Origin of the sequence: Thermococcus peptonophilus, assembly GCF_001592435.1 — an archaeon.
Lineage (GTDB): Archaea > Methanobacteriota_B > Thermococci > Thermococcales > Thermococcaceae > Thermococcus > Thermococcus peptonophilus.
In genome coordinates, this window is sequence record NZ_CP014750.1 from 1,002,631 (window position 1) to 1,021,390 (window position 18,760).

Annotated in this window: 20 protein-coding genes; 7 read left to right on the plus strand and 13 right to left on the minus strand. The window is 46.6% G+C overall.

All coding sequences use genetic code 11. The features are described 5' to 3' along the window. Positions 1-39: 39 nt before the first annotated feature. Positions 40-528 (minus strand): adenosine-specific kinase, encoded by a 489-nt coding sequence (locus A0127_RS05455; RefSeq protein WP_062388951.1) that lies wholly within the window; start codon positions 526-528, stop codon positions 40-42. Positions 529-594: 66 nt separating this feature from the next. On the opposite strand from A0127_RS05455, the gene A0127_RS05460 reads away from it, so the two are divergent. Further along, on the plus strand, positions 595-1,515 hold the full coding sequence (locus A0127_RS05460) for an Lrp/AsnC family transcriptional regulator (protein WP_062388954.1): 921 nt from the start codon (positions 595-597) through the stop codon (positions 1,513-1,515). Here the strand turns inward: A0127_RS05460 and A0127_RS05465 are convergent. Together A0127_RS05465 and A0127_RS05470 are read right to left on the minus strand one after the other, a co-directional pair. After that, complete coding sequence (locus tag A0127_RS05465; RefSeq protein WP_062388956.1) at positions 1,512-2,444, minus strand: SPASM domain-containing protein; 933 nt, start codon at positions 2,442-2,444, stop codon at positions 1,512-1,514. The two genes, A0127_RS05460 and A0127_RS05465, sit on opposite strands and share 4 nt — an antisense overlap. Before the next feature lie 95 nt (positions 2,445-2,539). Then, positions 2,540-2,965, minus strand: a complete 426-nt coding sequence (locus A0127_RS05470; RefSeq protein WP_054840769.1) for a molybdenum cofactor biosynthesis protein MoaE — start codon at positions 2,963-2,965, stop codon at positions 2,540-2,542. Between the two features lie 82 nt (positions 2,966-3,047). Between A0127_RS05470 and A0127_RS05475 the strand changes: the two genes are divergently transcribed. Then, positions 3,048-3,887 carry a hypothetical protein gene (locus tag A0127_RS05475; protein ID WP_062388958.1) on the plus strand — a complete coding sequence of 280 codons (840 nt, stop codon included), beginning with the start codon at positions 3,048-3,050 and terminating at the stop codon, positions 3,885-3,887. On the opposite strand, the gene A0127_RS05480 is transcribed toward A0127_RS05475, so the two are convergent. From A0127_RS05480 to A0127_RS05530, 8 genes are all read right to left on the minus strand, one after another. Next, positions 3,880-4,578: a ThiF family adenylyltransferase gene (locus tag A0127_RS05480; RefSeq protein ID WP_062388960.1), complete on the minus strand. Its 699-nt coding sequence runs from the start codon at positions 4,576-4,578 to the stop codon at positions 3,880-3,882. The genes A0127_RS05475 and A0127_RS05480 overlap by 8 nt on opposite strands. Before the next feature lies 1 nt (position 4,579). Next, positions 4,580-4,846: a ubiquitin-like small modifier protein 1 gene (locus tag A0127_RS05485; protein ID WP_011251068.1), complete on the minus strand. Its 267-nt coding sequence runs from the start codon at positions 4,844-4,846 to the stop codon at positions 4,580-4,582. An 815-nt stretch (positions 4,847-5,661) separates the two neighbouring features. Beyond that, on the minus strand, positions 5,662-6,159 hold the full coding sequence (locus tag A0127_RS05495) for a hypothetical protein (protein WP_156471156.1): 498 nt from the start codon (positions 6,157-6,159) through the stop codon (positions 5,662-5,664). A 1,490-nt stretch (positions 6,160-7,649) separates the two neighbouring features. Further along, positions 7,650-8,093, minus strand: coding sequence for a hypothetical protein (locus tag A0127_RS05505; RefSeq protein ID WP_231855732.1), 444 nt, complete (start codon positions 8,091-8,093; stop codon positions 7,650-7,652). 17 nt (positions 8,094-8,110) lie between these two features. Further along, positions 8,111-8,515 carry a hypothetical protein gene (locus A0127_RS05510; RefSeq protein ID WP_054840763.1) on the minus strand — a complete coding sequence of 135 codons (405 nt, stop codon included), beginning with the start codon at positions 8,513-8,515 and terminating at the stop codon, positions 8,111-8,113. A 12-nt stretch (positions 8,516-8,527) separates the two neighbouring features. Next, on the minus strand, positions 8,528-10,057 hold the full coding sequence (locus tag A0127_RS05515; RefSeq protein WP_197463561.1) for a CARDB domain-containing protein: 1,530 nt from the start codon (positions 10,055-10,057) through the stop codon (positions 8,528-8,530). 142 nt (positions 10,058-10,199) lie between these two features. Beyond that, on the minus strand, positions 10,200-11,768 hold the full coding sequence (locus A0127_RS05520; RefSeq protein WP_156471157.1) for a hypothetical protein: 1,569 nt from the start codon (positions 11,766-11,768) through the stop codon (positions 10,200-10,202). A 113-nt stretch (positions 11,769-11,881) separates the two neighbouring features. Continuing rightward, positions 11,882-12,397 (minus strand): CDP-2,3-bis-(O-geranylgeranyl)-sn-glycerol synthase, encoded by a 516-nt coding sequence (locus A0127_RS05530; protein ID WP_062388973.1) that lies wholly within the window; start codon positions 12,395-12,397, stop codon positions 11,882-11,884. A gap of 73 nt (positions 12,398-12,470) precedes the next feature. Between A0127_RS05530 and A0127_RS05535 the strand changes: the two genes are divergently transcribed. From A0127_RS05535 to A0127_RS05555, 5 genes are read left to right on the plus strand one after another with little or no spacing between them, the layout of a single operon-like run. After that, on the plus strand, positions 12,471-13,385 hold the full coding sequence (locus tag A0127_RS05535) for an LEA type 2 family protein (protein WP_062388976.1): 915 nt from the start codon (positions 12,471-12,473) through the stop codon (positions 13,383-13,385). Positions 13,386-13,424: 39 nt separating this feature from the next. Continuing rightward, on the plus strand, positions 13,425-13,952 hold the full coding sequence (locus A0127_RS05540) for a DUF3201 domain-containing protein (protein ID WP_062388979.1): 528 nt from the start codon (positions 13,425-13,427) through the stop codon (positions 13,950-13,952). 9 nt (positions 13,953-13,961) lie between these two features. Further along, positions 13,962-15,113 (plus strand): RsmB/NOP family class I SAM-dependent RNA methyltransferase, encoded by a 1,152-nt coding sequence (locus A0127_RS05545; RefSeq protein ID WP_062388983.1) that lies wholly within the window; start codon positions 13,962-13,964, stop codon positions 15,111-15,113. A 2-nt stretch (positions 15,114-15,115) separates the two neighbouring features. Further along, positions 15,116-16,141, plus strand: a complete 1,026-nt coding sequence (locus A0127_RS05550; RefSeq protein ID WP_062388990.1) for a lysylphosphatidylglycerol synthase transmembrane domain-containing protein — start codon at positions 15,116-15,118, stop codon at positions 16,139-16,141. Between the two features lie 38 nt (positions 16,142-16,179). Then, positions 16,180-17,016 carry an NAD(+) kinase gene (locus A0127_RS05555; RefSeq protein ID WP_062388994.1) on the plus strand — a complete coding sequence of 279 codons (837 nt, stop codon included), beginning with the start codon at positions 16,180-16,182 and terminating at the stop codon, positions 17,014-17,016. Here A0127_RS05555 and A0127_RS05560 read toward each other — a convergent pair. Further along, positions 17,013-17,777 (minus strand): DUF835 domain-containing protein, encoded by a 765-nt coding sequence (locus tag A0127_RS05560; RefSeq protein WP_054840755.1) that lies wholly within the window; start codon positions 17,775-17,777, stop codon positions 17,013-17,015. The genes A0127_RS05555 and A0127_RS05560 overlap by 4 nt on opposite strands. Continuing rightward, the gene (locus tag A0127_RS05565; protein WP_062388996.1) at positions 17,768-18,745 is read right to left on the minus strand and encodes a bifunctional N(6)-L-threonylcarbamoyladenine synthase/serine/threonine protein kinase; all 978 of its coding nucleotides are present in this window, start codon (positions 18,743-18,745) and stop codon (positions 17,768-17,770) included. Before A0127_RS05565 ends, A0127_RS05560 begins: the two co-directional genes overlap by 10 nt. Between the last annotated feature and the right edge of the window lie 15 nt (positions 18,746-18,760).

The window sequence follows — 18,760 nt, forward strand, 5'->3', positions numbered from 1 at the left end:
ACCGAAAAGAGAAGGAGAAACGGCATAAAAGGTTTGATGTCAGTGTATTGTGTAGCCGATCTTTTCAACAAGCTCCCTGCGCTCCTTTCTCTGCTCCTCTGTCTCGATCTTGTTCGCGGCCTTGCCGTCCACGACGCCCAGGACGCTCCTTCCAAGATCCGTCTCGGCCACTATGACCTGGAACGGGTTCTCACTGGCCCCGTAAACCATCGCAACTGCAGGGTGGTTCTTGATGGTGTTGAGGACGTTTATTGGGAATGCGTTCCTCATGAGGATGACGAAGACGTGGCCGGCTCCTATCTTCACGGCGTTCTTGGCGGCGAGCTCCTCAAGCTCCTTGTCGTTTCCCGTGAAGCGGGTGAGCTGTGGCTTCGCCTCGTTCATCGCGATCCCGAACTTTATCCCCGGAACTGCCGTCAGAAGAGCCCTAGCGAGGTCATCAACCGTGAAGATTGAGAAGTTGCCCTGCCCGATTATGACTTCAACCCCCTCGGGCTTTTCAATATCAATTACCTCTATCCTCACCATCGACATCACCAGAAGAGTTTTAATAGATTGGAGAATATAACCTTTCCGGGCCGGTGGTGTTAGAATATGGGGGATATAAGATTTGAGGAGATAGAGTTTTTGGTGGAGTTACTGAGTAAGTATCCCCTAGAAAGCCTTAGGAGCATAGCTAAAAAAGAGGGACTGGACTACTACAAGTTGAAGCGCATCTATGACAAGTATTATAGAAAGTACCTCACGGTAAGTGCAATGTACAATATAAGGCTCATAGGTCTCAAGAGCTTCGTTGCTTTTCTTGCAGTATCCCCTGAGAGTCTTCTCGAGACCGCCGTAAAGCTGACTAGAAATCCTTTTGTCAGGTATGTAAACCCTGCATTTGGCTTCAAGAATGGTTTGTCTCTGTACCTTCAAATCCCACACGACCAAGTGGAACTTATAGATCAAATGCTTGGAAAGTACTCGGACGACTTCGAGTACTACGAAGTGAGGGCATACACGAAGGAGAAACTCTCAGATGAATGGGGAAACTGGGATCTCGGCTATGAATATGCCATTTTAATGGACATCCTCAAGTGGGACGCTAGAACACCCATCACTGAAATCTCAGAAAAACTCGGCAAGTCAAGACCCACCGTCAGGTACATGATAAACCGGCTGAAAGAAAGGAACATACTGATCGACTTTGTCCCCCTCCCAGACATGAACGTCTCAGATAGAGGGGTTATCGGAATCACTAAGGAGTTGGATGAAGAAGTGCTCAAAAGATTTAGAGACTACGAGATTTCCGTCGGTATTATTCCCGGGTGGGGCTATTTCTTGGAGTGGTTCTTCTCCTCAAAGGAGGATATGGGGGCGAAGATACTGGAGTTCAGCAGGTACGTTGAGAAAATCCTTGTTGAGTACTTTGATCCGACGTTCAAGGAACTTAACGACAGAAATTCTAGGACGGCTTTTCAGAGGATGGTGAAAAAAGACGGGAGCGGTTATAGATCAATATTGGAGTTCTAAAGCCTGAGAAAGTGAAGCGGGCAGTACTCCATCCCATCTATCTCCCCAGTCGCTTGGTACTCAAGCGCCCTGCAGTCATGGCAGATGTACTTAAACGGACAGCTGGAGCACGCTGGTATGCTGTCCTTGGTCATCCTCCAGAAGGTTCTGAGCCGTTTTCTCCGGGTTACGCGCTTGAGGGGTTCCTTTTTGAGGTCGCCAACAACGTAGTTCCTGAGCAGAGGGCAGGGGAGCACATAGCCATCGGCAGTAACGGCAACAGTTCCGGCGAGGCAGTCGTGATACTTCTCAGTGGTTGGGTTCAGTATACGCCTGAGTTCTATGGTGTTAAACCTCACCTTTTTAATGGAGCCGGGATAGAGTACATCCACGTACAGATCTCCAGGAAAGTTCTCTCTTACGACATCATCTAAGTACTCCTGCTCCACAACGGCAAGAACCCCGTGAAGCCATGGATACTCGGAAAGCTCCTCGGGCTTAACATCCGGATACTTTACCTCTGCTATGAATCGGATCCCCTCTCCGGGAGTAACCCTAGGGAGGTCTTCAAACATAACAACCGCGTAAACTTCCGGGATTTCTATCTCAACAGCGAAGTTCGCCAGCGCCAGAAGAAGCTCAATGCTGTCGTAGTTGGTCAACCAAAGCTCCTTACCGCCCATTTTTCTGAACTCAAGTATAGCTCCCTTAAATTCTTCCAAGCTAAGGGGCTCCCTCCGAAGGATGAACCGGTTATTTCCTATGCACCCAATCGACCTTGGAATCCCGTAGATTTCGAAGAATTCACCTTTTCCAGTGCCGAGTTGGAGGATGAGCCTCCCTACCTTCCCAGTGTGTTTCTTGTTGCTCCAAGGAGGCTTGCCAATAACTATGGTCTCAGAATTCGTGGGCATCTCAATTGGAAGAGCAATAGACTCGGCCCTTTCCATGATTCTCACCGAAAAAAGATTAGCTTCTGAGTATATATACTTTATCTATTCCGATTTTGCAAACTACTAAAAAAAGTAAGCAAAAAGTGGAAAGATTACTCTTTCACTGCCCTGTCTCCCTCAAGCCAGAAAGTCCCCTCAGGAGTTACTTCCTTCTTCCATATTGGAACCCTGTGTTTTACCTCATCAATTGCCCATTCACAGGCCCTGAAAGCTTCTTTCCTGTGCTTGGCGCTCGCCACGATCAGTATCGTGTCCTCGCCGACCTTCAGCTCACCGTACCTGTGCCATATCACCATGTCTAGAATCGGGAACTTTTTTAGGGCTTCTTCTCTTATCCTCTCCATCTCCGCTTCGGCCATTTCCGGATAGGCCTCATATATGAGCTTCTCGACCTTTCTCCCAAGGTTTTCGTTTCTTACCTGGCCGAGGAACACCACGTAGGCGCCAGCCTCTGGAACTCGGAGTACTGAAATCGCTTCATCAACACTGAACTTCTCTTTAGTAAGTCTAACTTTCATCAAAATCACCCCTCCGTTATTGTCCGAAACTCAATTAAACTTACCGATGGACAAAAGTGTAGCACTTAGAGGGTGGGATACCATGATTGGAAAAAGGGTTATGGGCCTCTTAGTGGTCCTCATGACCGTTGCGTCGGCCGGTTGCTTGGGAGGAAAGACAACTACTGGTACTACCACTGAAACCGCGGACTCAATTCACCCCGGTAACATAAACAGTACAAAAACGAATACTGACACCAGTACCCCATCTTCCAGGGGGAAGATTGAAGAAGTTGACCTTGAGAGCATAGTCGAGAAAATAGAAACCTACTCGTACCATCAGGACGCCGTTATGAAGCTTGACGTGACAACAACCGAGGGCAACATCACAATGAAGACCAACGTTAGCATGCTGATAACCGAGAATGGATACGTTGACATTGTGGAGAAAAAGGCTTTGGTGAACTCCACGATTACGATTCTTCCAGATAACCTGACAGAGAATATGCTCCAGATTGTAATAGGAAACAAGACTTACCTAAAGACCGGCTTTGGAGTCAATGAGATTGAGTTTACGACCCTATGGGATTATCATCCCCTAAAGATAGTTGAGAGAGTGATCAAGGATAAGCCACTCGCTAAATACACCGAGAACGGGACTACTGTGTTCGTATACTCGCCATCGGAGGACGTTATCCTTCCTTTAGCTGAGGCCTATCTTAGTCCAGGCGATTCAAACGTGACGATAACTGACGCAGTCTTGGAGATTCGCATTGCCAACGGCACGATCTCCCAAGTAAAGCTGGTGTATTCGCTCTTGGTGAGAATCTCAAGTGATGGCCCATTTGGGCATGTGAATGTAGTTGAGGCCGGAACCTGGAAAAGCATAGTCAAAATAACATCAATAAACGAGAGGAGGGAAGTGAGGCCCCCGACTACTTAAGTTCCACTATTTCAAAGAGGTTCAAGGCTAAGTCTATCAGAAGGAGTTTGTTCAACAGAGGCTCTCCAATGCCCGTCAGCAGTTTAATGACTTCCATTGCCTGTATGGAACCAACTACTCCCGCCGTGGCACCTATTATTGGGAACTTTTCTTCTTTTTCATTAACTTTCGGAAAAATCTCCCTGAGGCTCTTTGTGATGCCAGGGACTATCGTCGTCACCTGCCCGTGCATGCCTTCCACCGCACCGTGAACGAGCGGGATTCTTTTTCTGTGAATGTATTCATCGAGCAGGTAGCGGGTCTGGAAGTTGTCCAGGCAGTCAACCACGATATCAACATCCTTAAGGACTTCATTGATGTTCTCCGCAGTGAGTCTGCCCGTGTAGGCCTCTATCTTTATGTCAGAGTTAAAGCGTTCAAGCTTCCATTTAGCTGATTCTGGCTTTGGCCTCTTCCCAACGTCCTCCTCCCAGTGGAGTATCTGCCTGTTGAGGTTGCTCAGCTCTGGGGTCTGCTCGTCGATGAGGAGAACGGTGCCTATTCCAGCGGCAGCCAGATAATACGCTACAGGACTTCCGAGGCCTCCAACACCGACGACCGCGACTTTTGCACCCTTCAGTTTTTCCTGTCCTTCCTTTCCGAATATCATTATCTGCCTGTCGTACCTCTCAAGCTCCCTCTCAGTCAGCATCTTAACCACCACTTACAGGCGGAAATATCGCGATTACGTCCCCGTCCTTCAACACCTCGTCGAACCTTACGTAGCGCCCGTTTCTGGAGACGTTAACGTCGGCAAGGTCGTCATCTTCGGCAAAAACTTCGTTTTTAAGGACCGGATAGCGCTCCTTCAGGATTTCAATGAGGTCTCTCACGGTTATCCCGTCGGGAACTTCCAGTTCTTCCTCGCTCTTGCCCACGAGGGAACGGTAGCGAGCGAAGTACCTGACTTTTATTCTCACCTTTTCATCACCGGGAATAGATGGTAGGCAGAGTTAAAAAGGATTGCCGAAGTTTGAGCTATTTCGATTATCCATGTGGCCTAGAGTTCCTGCCTGTATACTGCGTCAGATCCCCGTTTTCTCTTTAACTTCCCTTCGAACTCTTTGGGAGTCAGATATTTAACTTCACTTGATTTTCCCATGTGGGGACTTAGTAAATGGGAAGATGTAAATTATGGATTGTGAATATAAAGTAAAGGGCAAAAAATAAAGAGCTTTTCAAGCCAGCTTGGATTTGGAATGCTGATGAGAACTTCGCGATCAGTACATCGAGAAACACGAGGAACAGTGTTACGAATAAGTATGCACTCAACACACCCAACCCAAGAAACAAGAGTTTGGAATCTTTGCGAATAAAACCATCAATCAAAAAAGGAAATATCATAAGGAGTGATACCGTTAGTATCATCTTTGTACTGGAGAATTCTAAGACAATTTTCACCCGATACCCTCCTCCATTATTGTTCTCTCCTTCACAGGGATTTTCCTTTACGTTTTCAAATTTTCTCTGGTTCGAGATAGATTTTTTGTTTATGTATATTAAGCTTGGTGGTAATAGAGGGAAGAAACTATGATGTAGATTGTATAGTGTTAGTGTCCACGGTACTAGGTTCAGAACATGCCCAATACGCCAGAAACCTCGGTAGTCCAAAGTATTGTACTTTGTATCTATGATAGTTCCCTCGCGTTGAATGGACTGCTAAAGCGATTGAAGCTATTACTACTGTTAACAGGATATAATACAACATCAGATACAAACAAAGCCTCGTTCAGAGTCATTTCCATAACTCCCGTATTGATGCCTCCACTGTGGTAAATACCTCCTGATACTTCCAGCTAAGCAATACATAACCTCCAAGGGGCAAAGTCACCAATGCGATGCTCTCACCTCTACCGCAAACTGATGTTGAAACAACACTCAGAATCACTGCATCCAAGACAATCAACCAAGTATTAAGATGGAGAGACAACTTTTTGGAGAAGTTCGGCTTATTTTTGACATGTATATCCAAGATTAAAGAAAGAAGAACAACGGTTATCAATATGAATCCTGCAAGGAGAGCGTTTTCCAGAGACAACGATTCCAAAATTCCGATATATACAAACAGCAACAAGTAGGGGAATAACAAAACATATAGGCCCAACTCTGGAAGTTTATCTTTGAGATCATCAGTTAGGGGCCGCATCCTAGCGAACTTTAACAATAAGACTACGTCGAGGTAGGTAAAAAGGAAAAGGAGTAATGAACCACATACATCTAGCATTTCAACCACCTGTTAATCACTCATCGTTTCCAGCTCCATATAGTTTGGGGGATGCTGTCCAGAGCTCTGCTAACTGAACCTTCATCGTCCGTATACATTTTCATATTTTTCCCATCGATGGCCTCTATTTCTCCCCGGAACCAATGTGTAATTACAGCGTAGCTCAAGGCGAGATGTGTCTTATACCCCAACAAGAATTACCATAGGGATGTACAGTAACACAATGCACATGACAACGGAAAACTCACCGTTATGTATCACAATGTAAAGGGGAGCTAGACATACAGCACGGCAAGCAAACCCAACAATGGATACAAATATGCCCGTGTAAAAGTACGGAAATTGCTTTTGAAGGCATTGATAAGATACAACGTTCCAAGAATAGAAACAACTAATTAGGATTGTTCCAATAATTGGATTTAGTCACATAAATACTGAATATGATGCATATATATGTAAAAGGGTACACAAAAGCCCATGTATACAAACGAACAATCCCTTCCAAGTTGTTTCTACGAATGGCTTCTCTACTGCCGAGGATCATCAGTTGAGATATCAAGAGGAAAGGGGCGATAACAATCAAAAGAAAATTTGAAAAACCCTCTAGACTAATTTCCACTCTAACCACCCCGATTAGATTGTTGTCAGTCTCATTGCTCCCAGGGGAGCAGGCGCTCGTATATTGGAATACATGTTTAGGATAAAACCTGCTAGGGGTAACAACTGTTCCCACATCAACATTTAGTTCAAGCCACGAATTAATTGCAATGTATGTGCTGTTGTATTCAGTCCCCTGGTGCAGAAAGATGAGAGTATTCACTACCATTTTTGGATCATCACCTCTTCAGTATCCCTTACTGATTTTCCTGTGGAGAAATTGCAGGACTTTAATAGTTAGACAACTTCATAGCAAGGTGACTACTGTCAAAATGAGCACTTTTAAAATCACTGACCACTGCCGTTCCACCACAAGGAAGAATGTAATAAAACCAAAAGCCACAATAGAAGCAATCCAGTCTAATATTGACACATACAGCTTATTGGGAACATCTACAAGAGTATAAAAAAGAGCTAATAGCTAATAAAAATACAAACCATCCATAAACTATTCCGAGCTTTATTGTTCCATATACATATTCAATTAGTGCAAACTTAGAGGGCGGGAGCAACAAAAGCCCCGTGAGTAGAATGTTAAAAAGCAAAAATTTTTTGGAGGGAAATATTATCTAGTGTCTTAGAGGTTTTCTTGAAGATTCTTCGAACTTGATTCATCATATTCATCCCATAATCTCAAGGAGTACTTCCAGCCTCGGCTTTTCACTGGAAAGCTTTTGATGGAACAACACTCATGCTCATGGAATTCACCCAACTGGTTGAGGTTTACGTTATTCTTGGCGGCTTCCACAATCTCGGAAGATCGAACTTGAGCCATAGGATAAAAACCAAGGCGTAAACTATAAGGAAAGACACCAGGTCTTTCTGAAGACCAAACTCCTCAATCAAAGCGCCGATAGAGAAGGCAACCCACGGGATTTTAAGAAGGTAAAAAGCTTTTCTATTTTCCCGTGACCAATTATAAGCACTAAATAGAACACCCAATAGCTAACTAGGAGGGAAAGAATCCATCCCGCTCCATAGAACTTTAGGATTAACAATATGCCGAGTCCTAAAAGATATCCCATCAGTACATCACCAACGCTCTCATCCCTTTCATGTTTTACCCTAGGGTGCACATACTCCAAATAGAACAAATAGGAAAACAAGGCAGATAACACAAACCACGAAATGACTGCAATATATGATCTGTTGTACTCAGCTCCTGCTACAAAAGCTGATGAGAATACCAGAATTGCCAACACTGGATGACATGATTTCGTCTTAATTCCTACAATCACTCCAAAGAGGAAGGAAAGATAAAGAAGCAAAAGGGAAACACTTACCATTTTGAATCACCACCTCTTTAGTATTCTTTTTGTTTTCCACTTAGAATAGTATACACACTGAGTGTACTAATTACTGTGATGGGGAGTATAAAAAACCAAAAGCATTGATTTGGACTGTCTTCCAAAAATATTGCAAACGGAAGAACTAATAAAATCCAAATCCCAAAAAGTTGCCGTGCTACTCCACGTTTTCCAGAGAGAAATTCATGAAGGATATCCATTCCCATCAGCGCATATGGATCTTTGTAGGATCTATCATTTAGTTTATTAAGAGTTAGATACACGAAGACCACTATGAACATACCTAAGAATGTGAGAATTATAGATTTGACAGTTTTATTATACCCACATTTTACGTTCTCTAAGACAAAAAGAAGAATAAATCCTAAAAGATAAATCCCAAGGATAAACTTCTTCCTCATAGTGATCCCTCCCTATGTGTGTTCCAGTATATATGGCTTAATCAGACCGTTCCACAGAAACGCCCAGGGATCCAAACCTAACTTCCCATTAACCTTAAGACCTAAGATTCTTACGGATCCAATTGAAATGCTGATTGCAGTGTTTGGATCCGTAATGGCTGCTATGCCGCTCAGTACATAATCTGCTACAACGGTTTTAGTGTCCATAGTAATTTTTACGTGTTGTGAAACTGAGTTAAAGTAATGGTGCCAAACTTTTCTGTCAATACTGTATCCAAGGGTATACTCAAATTTTATATTTGTATATTCGCCATTCTTGAGTACTACTTCAGTTGCATCACTTCCACTTATCGGGATGTAAGAACTTACGTAGATTGGCAGTGAAAACACTATTCTTCTAGTTTCCCAAGGTTTTATCGTGAATTCTTGTGGACTTATGAGCCACTTCTCTACTCCAAGACTCCCTAGGGGAATCTTTTCCAGTTGACCAAGAGAGTAGTCCTCTACTGAGATATGCTCAATATATACTTCTTGATTTCTCAGATTATGTAGATAAACCTCACATGAAACTGTAGCTCTGTAAGCATAGTCACTAAAATCAAATTTTATATCTTCACAAGATGCTTTTGACATTATAAGTTGACTGTTGCTATTTACCTCAACGTATTTGCTTGCCATTTGGTATCCGCCGATTTTCAGTGTTAGAGTCGTGTTCTGAGTTATGGGTCCTATGGTTGCGGTTATTCTTGCAGTCTTGTTGGCGTAAATGGTTAAATCACCATCCGATATTGAGTAGTTCATCCCGTAGTAGTCCTCGCGAGGCCACCAAACGTTTCCAGTGTTACCAACTAATTCAATCGGCCATGTTTGCTTGTAGTTCTCTGAGTTCTTCACAGTGATGTAAACCGTCACATTATTACCAGCTTCAACAGGATTCGGAACAACCTCAAACCAGGCGGAGAGACCATTCACCACGCGCGAAACTTCAATGCTCCCGTCCTCACTGTCCTCTAGGGCCTCTTTCCCGTTCTTCTCGTCTACACTGTAAAGCTTAACCTCATACGAGTGCTCCCCAGCCTCGGCACCCCAGTGGAGGGAAAACTCTCCCGTAGAGCCCGCTGAAACACTACCGGCCACCGAATCAGCCTCCGAGCCATCAATGTAAAGCGTCAGCTTCACATTCTTGTCATCCGTGTAGTTGTTATAAACCTTGACTTGGAACGTCACGGTGTCCCCATCCTTTGGCGTTTCTGGACTGAAACGTGCGTCCTTGATTTTGAGAGAACCACTGGAGTCATCGTTTCCGCCGTTATCTCTATTTACGACAACAAGTCTTCCCCCGCTGGTTCTGTTATATGGGCCAAAATAGAAGGTGACATGATAGCCATACTCCCCGTGTTCTGGACACGTTATTGGACCAATGGTGTCCTCGCCATAAGATCCAGCAGGAGAGACAGTGTGACCCTTTATTGGTCTTCTTCCTATGCATGGAATAGTGAAAGTGTAGTCACCCTCAACGTCCTTAGAGTTGTCGTTGAGCACGGTAATAGTGAAGTATACCGGTTCATCGACTTTAACTTGGCTCTTTGAGGGCTGTACGGTCACTGTAACCTTGGCCGGATTTATGTCCTCTTTTAGATCTATCGTGGTTGAATACTGAAGGATTATCTCCTTTGTCTTTGGTTCACCTTGGATATGGGGGATCCCTTATGGAATTTGGGGTTGGCCCGCTGTTTGAGGTGTATGTTATCTTAACTTTCCCACTGACAATAACCTGGTTACTCCCCCTAACTTTATCACTGATTGAAGAGGTCCAATCAACCTCACCGTCGTCAGGATGAATCATGCCGATTTCTCCGCTGTCGCTCAGCCCGGTGCCATGAACTGAGATACGGACATCGGTGACGACGTTGTTTTTAGCTTTCATACTAACAACGACTTGATACTGAATGAAGGAGTCCGTTACTTCAACAGGTATCACACTGACACCAGCATTGAGGATTCCCTCTTGAGTGTATGGATCAAGGGTTTTCCTTTCAACCTCAGTAGGCTTTAGAGTTGTTGGAGCCTCTGAAGTGCTCTGGGTGCTCAGACTTCCACCGGAAGACGAAAGGGTCCCAATGGGCTGTTTTGGAGGCTCTATCGAAATCGGAGGTAATGAAGGCTTGATTTTCAGAGGCTTTTCAGTCACGCTCTCCGAGACGTAAACTTTGAGAGCCTCCTTCAGCTCATCAACCTTTTGATTGAGAATCCACCAGAGTTCTGGATTATCATTTCCCTGGTTCATTGCCATAACGATGACATAGACCTGTCTTGTTAGGTTGTAAGTCCTCAAAGCGGCTGGCCAGTAGTAAGTGTCTGTTACTGTAACTTTCTTGAGATTCCTCCAGTCATCATAATCTGAAGATGTTTTGATGACAGCGAAGCCATTGGAGTAAAAATCAACTCCGGTCACGGTTTCATGTCTCAGAATCAGACTCCCATTCCTCAGCAACTCTGCACGGGCTTTAAATGATGAGTGAGAAGTTAAGAGGGCATATGTCCTGGAGGATAGGACCTCAATTGATTCCTCAAGTTCAGTACTGTTCCTTTCAAGGTAAGCTTTGTAGAAGTTCACCCACTCTTCAGCAAGAAGGGGGTTGATGCTAACATCTTGGGGCAGGTTTCCAGTGAAGTTTTCAGTGCTTCCCCACTTCCACTTCTCAAGTCCGAAGGTCTCATAGTGAGCGTACTTAAAGCCGACCTTAACAAAAGCCGTTGAGAAGTTCTCAAGAAACTCGCTCATGTTGAAATCTCCCGTTATATTGTCCGCGTTTTGGATTATATAGTTTTGAAGAGCCTGAATCTCCCCATCACTCCACCCCTGCTCTCTGAGAGTTTTTACGGTCTCACTTGGAAGTCCTTTTTGCTTAATCTCCTGTGCCATTCCCCTAAGCTCTTCTTCTGTATAGTAGAGTTTTACTCCCGAGGAATCCAGTTCCTCAAGTGCTTCCCAAACAAGAGCAGAAATTTGAGCGGCGTTTTTCTCGCCTTCTCTGGAGTTAGTTATCAGCTCTTGAGCGGCTGTAGTATTGCCCTCTTGGGCCTCTAAAACCAACATGGCTTCTCTGTTTAAGATGTCCCAAAATGCGTTGTAAACTGAGGTCGTGTCTTCAGAGTCGGTGGCTGCTGCAACATAGCTCATGGAGACCGCCGAGCTTATGGTTAGTCCAAAAACCACTACTGTCAACAGTATACAGAGGATCTTTCTCATGGGATCGCCAATTTTACAACTTTTGATTGTATATAAAAATTTTTCTATTGTAATTCTGTTATACTGTCAGAGAAAGTTAACAAAGAATGGGAGGGAAACAATAAAACTCTAAATCACCAGGGTACGCTCTTCCAACCCATTTTGTAGGCGAAGTAGTTGGCCCCCCAGTGAATGAACGGGGACACGACCAGAAGGAATATTATCTGTCCGCTGGAAAGGGTTTTTACAGGGTAAGCGAATGCCAGAGCGCTTATTAGGAAGCCTAACTGGTCAAGTCCTACAGCAGGGTAGCCCCTCGGAAGGTTTGCCCGCCTCTTGATGAAGCTTCCGACGAGATCACCAACAAGAGCGCCGAATGACAGCAGAAATGCAAGCTTCACAGCGGTCTCGAGGCTCCCATAGAAACCGGGTGTTATAAAGTACTGAACTACCCCGACTAGAGTCCCTATCAGGACGCCTCCTATAAACCCTCTCCGGGTTTTGCCGTCTCCCAAAAGTCTCCTGCCGTCTCTCCAGACCCTCCCACCGTCTATTGGTCTGCCGCCCCCAACGAGGACTGGAGATGCGTTGGCAAAGTAAGCAGGGAGTATGTACCAGAACGCCCAGAAAACGGATGAGGGCCATCCCATTTAACCACCCAAATTATGGCCGGCAGAATTGCTTATAAGGATTAAGGCAGTTAAGATATAAGGTGAAGAAGCCATGAAGAAAGTTGTTGCAGTTTTTCTCCTGATAGTTCTGATCCTTGTCTTATGGGGAGCTTACATCGCCTACGCCGTAATGACAATTACCCCAGTTCTTACGGCAAAGTGGGGCAACGTGAATGAGGAGAACGTTGAAGTAGTAGTTGATGCCGAGCTTGGAAAGGTGCTCTTTATCCCAGCTTCCGTTGAGAACCTTTCAATACAGTTCAACGGCGTTGAAGTGGCCTCCCTTAAGGAATTTGACTACTCTCCCACAAAAACAAACGCAAGAATCGTGATGGGTATTGATCCAAATGAACTTGTAAGGGCACTTGAAAGGTACTTTGACAACAACCAGCACGGTGAGGCGAGCATCGAGATTAGGTTAGGACTTTTTGGTCTGTTTCACCCTACGCTTAACTTCTCTCAGGAACTCCAGCAGGATATCCTCGGTCAGCTGGACTTCAAAGCCGAGAGCAGGCCTGTCTTTGGAGGCCTACTCTACACCCCATCCGTTGAAGGAACAAAGGTGGTGTGGCTGGGGGCTGAGAACGGCCTCTGGAACCTGAAAACCTACGCAACGCTGAAGAATCCAAACTCGTTCCCCATTCCCGTCTCAAACCTCGAGTTTGAGATTTTTGTAAACGGTATAAAAGTAGGGGTTGGAAACGTCAGCCAAGGGGTCACAATACCGGCTGGAGGCGTTGCGACGGTTCCCATCGATACTAAGATATATTCGGAATACCTCCCGAAGGTTCTAGTAACCCACATAAAGAACGGAGAGAAGAGCCTTGTTGAGGTAAACTTCTACATAACAGTGAGCGCGGGAGGTAAGAGCGCCAGGATGAAGCTCACAAGCGAGAAGACTGTAATACAAACGGACATAATGGCCACCATAAACGAGGCCCTTTCGAATATCCCTCTTAGGGAATGACTTTTAAACCACTTTTCTCCCCTTATTTTCGGTGGGAGCATGAGAGAGAAATTTGACGTGAGAGCCATCCATGAGTTTCTCAACAGGCTCTGGGAGGACGTATTCACGCTCAATCAGAAGCTTAAGGAAGAACTCCCAAAGTTCGGCTTTAAGGTGGAAGATGTGGAGGAGGTCTTTGGGGCTTACATTTTCCTTGACGGCGAGTGGAGACAGATGAGCTACCCTCATCCTGCCTTTGAGGTGAAGCCGCAGATTGAAGTCGGTGCAACCCCTGAAAGCTATTACTTCGTCGTCGCCGTCCCGAAGGAGAAGGTGAGCGAGGACTTTCTTGAAGCATTTCTTGAGGCCTTTCCGAAGAGCTTCATCTACGGAAGTGAAGACTTCCTCAACGACGTCTACAACTGCATGAGGGACAGCCCCCTGCCGGAGGAGATCGTCAAGAGAATACAAGAAAGTCCTGAAAAGGTTTTCCAGTTCGAGGCCAACTTTGACGATGTTGAAAAGCTTAAAGAGGGACTTTTTAAGGTTATAGAACTCGGAAATCGCTTTGAAATCTTTGACCTTTGAGGTGTGTCTATGGGCTACGAGGAAGCCTTTCCAGCCGAGCTCAGGGATTACTACAGAAAGCTCTTCGGGAACGAGGCGGAAGAGATCATGGCATCATTGAGAACTCCAGTCGAGAAGTACTATATCAGAGTGAACACCCTCAAGACGAGCAGGAGCGAACTGATGAGGCGGCTGAGGAGAGAAGGCTTAAAGCCCAAGAGAAGTCCTTACCTAGCGGAGGGAATATACTTCGAGAGGGAAGGGCCGAACTTCGACGATGATTACGATCCAGGCCTCAAGAAGGTTGTCGCGAACAAGTTTGCCAGCGAGAGCGTCTATCAGGGAGCAATGCTCTACGCACCGGGAGTTCTGAAGGCTGATAAGGGTATAAAGCCTGGCGACGAGGTCGAAATTAGGGATCCGAGGGGACTTCTGGTCGGAATCGGCATCGCGAGGATGAGCGGGAAGGAGATGGTAACCGCCACGAGGGGTCTGGCGGTTGAGGTAACACTGCCAAAGTTCAAGCTCCCAAGTTTGAGCGAGCTGGAGAGCTTCAAGGAGGGTCTCTTCTACGCTCAAAGTTTGCCCTCGATGGTAGCTTCAAGGGTTCTCGAGCCAAGTGAGGAAGACCTCATCATCGATATGGCCGCGGCCCCTGGAGGAAAGACCTCACACATAGCCCAGCTCATGCAGAACCGGGGCGAGATAATAGCCATCGACAAGTCCAGGAACAGGCTAAAGAAGATGGAGGAGGAACTCAAGAGACTCGGCGTGAAGAACGTTAAGCTCATTCATATGGACGCTAGGAAGCTTCCCGAGCTTGGGATTGAAGCCGATAAGATACTCCTTGACGCCCCCTGCACCGCGCTCGGAATAAGGCCCAAGCTCTGGGAAACTAGGACGCCAAAGGACATTGAGGCAACCGCGAGATACCAGAGGGCCTTCATCTGGGCCGCGATAAAGTCCCTTCGGAAGGGCGGGACGCTGGTTTACTCTACCTGTACAATCAGCTACGAGGAGAACGAGGCCAACGTCAAATACATGCTCCAAAAAGGCCTGAAGCTTGAAGAGCAGAGCATTTTTATAGCGTCCCACGGAATTAACATGGAGGGCGTCCAGAGGTTTTATCCGAACAGACACCTGACTCAGGGCTTCTTCATAGCAAAGCTCAGGAAGGTGTGAGGATGGACTGGAAAAAGGTTTCACTTTTTGGAGTCGCGATCGGAATCATCGCCGCTCTCCTCTGGTGGGCCGGGATAGATGAGGTAATTGCCATTCTAAAGAGAGCCCGTATTAAGTACCTTGTTCTCGCGTTTTTTGTGTATATCTTGGGCCTCTTAGCTTGGGCAATGAGGTGGAAGGTTCTTATAGATGCCCTAAACATGGAGGCCCCGTTTTCAAAGATCCTGATGGCCCTAATGGCCGGCATCTTCGTAAACAACGCAACTCCTGGGGCGCGGGGCGGAGGGGAGCCAGTGAGAACGTATTTTCTGGCCAAAGAAATTGAGAGGCCCTATGGTCCTGTGTTCGCGACGGTGATGATGGACAGAATCCTTGACCTAATCCCAGTGGTGGGAATGCTCGCCGTTGCCACCGCGTACGTCTACTCCCTCGGTTCAAGGTCTCTGGCGATAATCCTAATTTTCCTGGATGTTGTGTTTTTCGGTCTTGTCGCCTTAACTCTGGGGATTCTTCTAAGCGAGAGGAAGACCAAGGGGGCGCTCCGCTGGTTCTTCAAACTTGTAGAGCGCCTCCTGCCTGTAGTGGCGGAAAAGTACCGTGAGAAGTTTGAGAGAGTTGTGGAGGTCGATGTTCCCCGCTTCCAGAACGATTTCAGGTTCCTCATAACTCACAAGAGAGCTTTTTTACTCGCCACGATTTATTCTACGGTTTCCTGGCTAACGGTCGTTGTTAGGGGCTATTATGCGTTCTTAGTCATAGGATATCCCATAAAGTTCGCGGACGTGGTCGTCGTTCAGATGGTTGGAATGGTAGTCGGAATGTTGAGCGTGATTCCGGGAGGGGCGGGCCTCATAGAGACGGTCAATTCAGCAACCTACGTGCTCCTTGGGATTGAGAAAGAGCACGCCGTCACCGCCACACTCCTCGACAGGCTCATTTCTTACTGGATACCGACTGCGGTGGGGGCGCTGGCGACAACTCACCTCGGGGCAAAAATTCGCAGGAAAAAGAAAGGTTTAATTAGGTAACTCTCCAAGGATTAAGGAGAAGTGTCCTCGGTGGTTCGATGAAGTTCGGTGTCGTCGCCAGGAGAGACAAATTAGAGGCCCTGAAGCTGGCCTACAGGGTTTATGATTTTCTCAAGGTTAGTGGTTTCGATGTCGTGGTAGATGAAGACACGTACAAATACCTTAAGGAGTTCAACAAGGAAGATGTTCTCCCTCTGGAGGAGTTTGATGTTGACATCATAGTCGTTATCGGCGGCGACGGCACGATACTCCGTGTGGAGCACAAAACAAAGAAGGAAATACCGATTCTCGGCATTAATATGGGCACTCTCGGCTTTCTAACGGAGGTTGAACCCCACGAGACCTTTTTTGCCTTGAGCAGGGTTATAGAGGGTGACTACCACATAGACGAGAGGATAAAGCTGAGGACATTCTTAGACGGCGAAAACAGGGTCCCAGATGCCCTCAACGAGGTCGCAATCCTTACTGGAATTCCGGGGAAAATAATCCACCTGAAGTACTACATCGACGGCGGCCTGGCAGACGAGGTGCGCTCCGACGGGCTTATCATCTCCACACCAACAGGCTCAACAGGGTATGCGATGAGCGCCGGTGGCCCCTTCGTTGATCCGAGGCTTGACGTTGTTGTAATAGCCCCTCTCGCACCAATAGCCCTCAGCTCAAGACCTATGGTGGTTCCATCATCCAGCAGGATAGACGTGAGGAACGTCGCCATGACTAGGGAAGTAATCCTGTCAATAGACGGGCAGTTTTACACCTACCTCTCGCCAGAAATAGAGATAACAATAGTCAGATCGCCGAGAAAAACAAAGTTCGTGCGCTTCAGCAGGGAGATATACCCCAAGTACACCATGAAGATAAAAAGCAGGTTTTAGAGCGGTTCGAACTCCTTCAGGAGGAGGGCCTTTTCCTGCCGGGTTAACACTTCTTCATCCACGAAGACTATCAGTCCAGAGCCGTGCTGGATCACCACATAGTCCTTAAGCGCAGACAGGAACTTGAAGACTGACTTAAAGTCATTGTAGAGCATCAGGTATTCAAGGCAGTCTATTATCACGACTGAGCCGGGATTCCCCCGTACGAAATCAATGATAACTCCCTGAAGGACGTGGAGGGCCGTCGGTGCGACGCCCTTTCCACTCTGCGTGACCCATATGACAGAAACGTTTTCCCTATTGAGACCCGAATAAAAATCGGGAGATCTTGTTATGGCAAGAACGGGAAAGTCTCCCTCCTTGAGGACGTCTATAACGTCGAGCAATCTGTTTTTGGAGAAGATTATGTGAGCCTTAAACGAGCTCTGCAACTTGGGAACTTTCGTTACAGTGGGCAGATATTTCACCTCTAAAAGCCTCACATAATGAATCAAAGAGTAAATGATACCAACAATAGATACAAAATACGTTGCATACTGGAAGATATCAAATAAGCCAGCACAGCAAAAATCATCGACCAAATCGCTTATTCTGCCAAGCTCTCCTATCACGAGGAAAATTAAGGACAACTTAATGAAAGCGTTCAACTGAGGGTCTCCGTATTTGTTGAGCCTCCTTATGAGGAACACAATAGCGTACCCAATGGCAAGTAAGAGAAAGATGTCAACAACAAAAACTGGCCAAGGCACTATTACCTCCATACAACTTCCACCTCATCGGTACGGAACTTCTGCTTAACTATTGTATCTTCAATCTTAAACCTTACCCCTCCTAGGTACATCCTCAGGCCGGTGTAAGCTATCATTGCCCCGTTGTCCCTGCATAGGTCGTAGGGTGGTACGAAGAACTTAATCCCCCTGTCTTCAGCCATGATTTTGAGCATCTCGCGGAGCCTGTTGTTTGCCGCAACTCCCCCAACCAGGACAACCTCTTCCTTGCCCGTGTGGGCAACTGCCCTCTCTGTGACCTCGACGAGGGCCGCGAAGGCCGTTTCCTGGAAGGAGTAGGCGAGGTCTTCGATCCTGTATCTGCCCGTGCGGTACTTTCTAACAGCTTCAGTTAGAACGCCTGAGAAGCTCAGATCCATTCCTTTAACTGCGTAGGGCAGTTCAATGTACCTTTTACCCTTTAAGGCGAGCTTCTCAATCTTTGGTCCCCCAGGAAAGCCTATACCGAGCTCCCTCGCGAAGGTATCTATCGCGTTGCCTATGCCGATGTCCAGTGTCTCTCCAAAGACGCGGTAACGGCCGCCCTCCAAAGCCAGAACCTGTGTATTACCTCCGCTCACGTAAAGACCGACCGGGTCTTTAACGCCGAACATCTTCGTTATCTCGACGTGGGCTATGCAGTGGTTCACGCCGACTATGGGCTTGTTGTACTTTATTGCGAGCGCCCTCGCGGCAGTGGCAACAACCCGTAGCGCAGGTCCAAGTCCAGGTCCCTGGGAGAATGCTATGAGATCAACGTCTTCCATCGTTATTCCCGCAGTTCCAAGGGCCTTCCTGAGAAGCGGCTTCAGTAGCCTCGCATGGTGCTCGGCCGCCTCCTTTGGATGGATGCCTCCCTTTTCCGTTGTGAGAGTGTCAAATACGTTGGCGAGGACTTTCTTTTCAGTCACTATACCTATGCCGAGCGTGTGTGCCGTACCCTCTATACCAAGCGCTATCATGCCAAGGCATGCTAA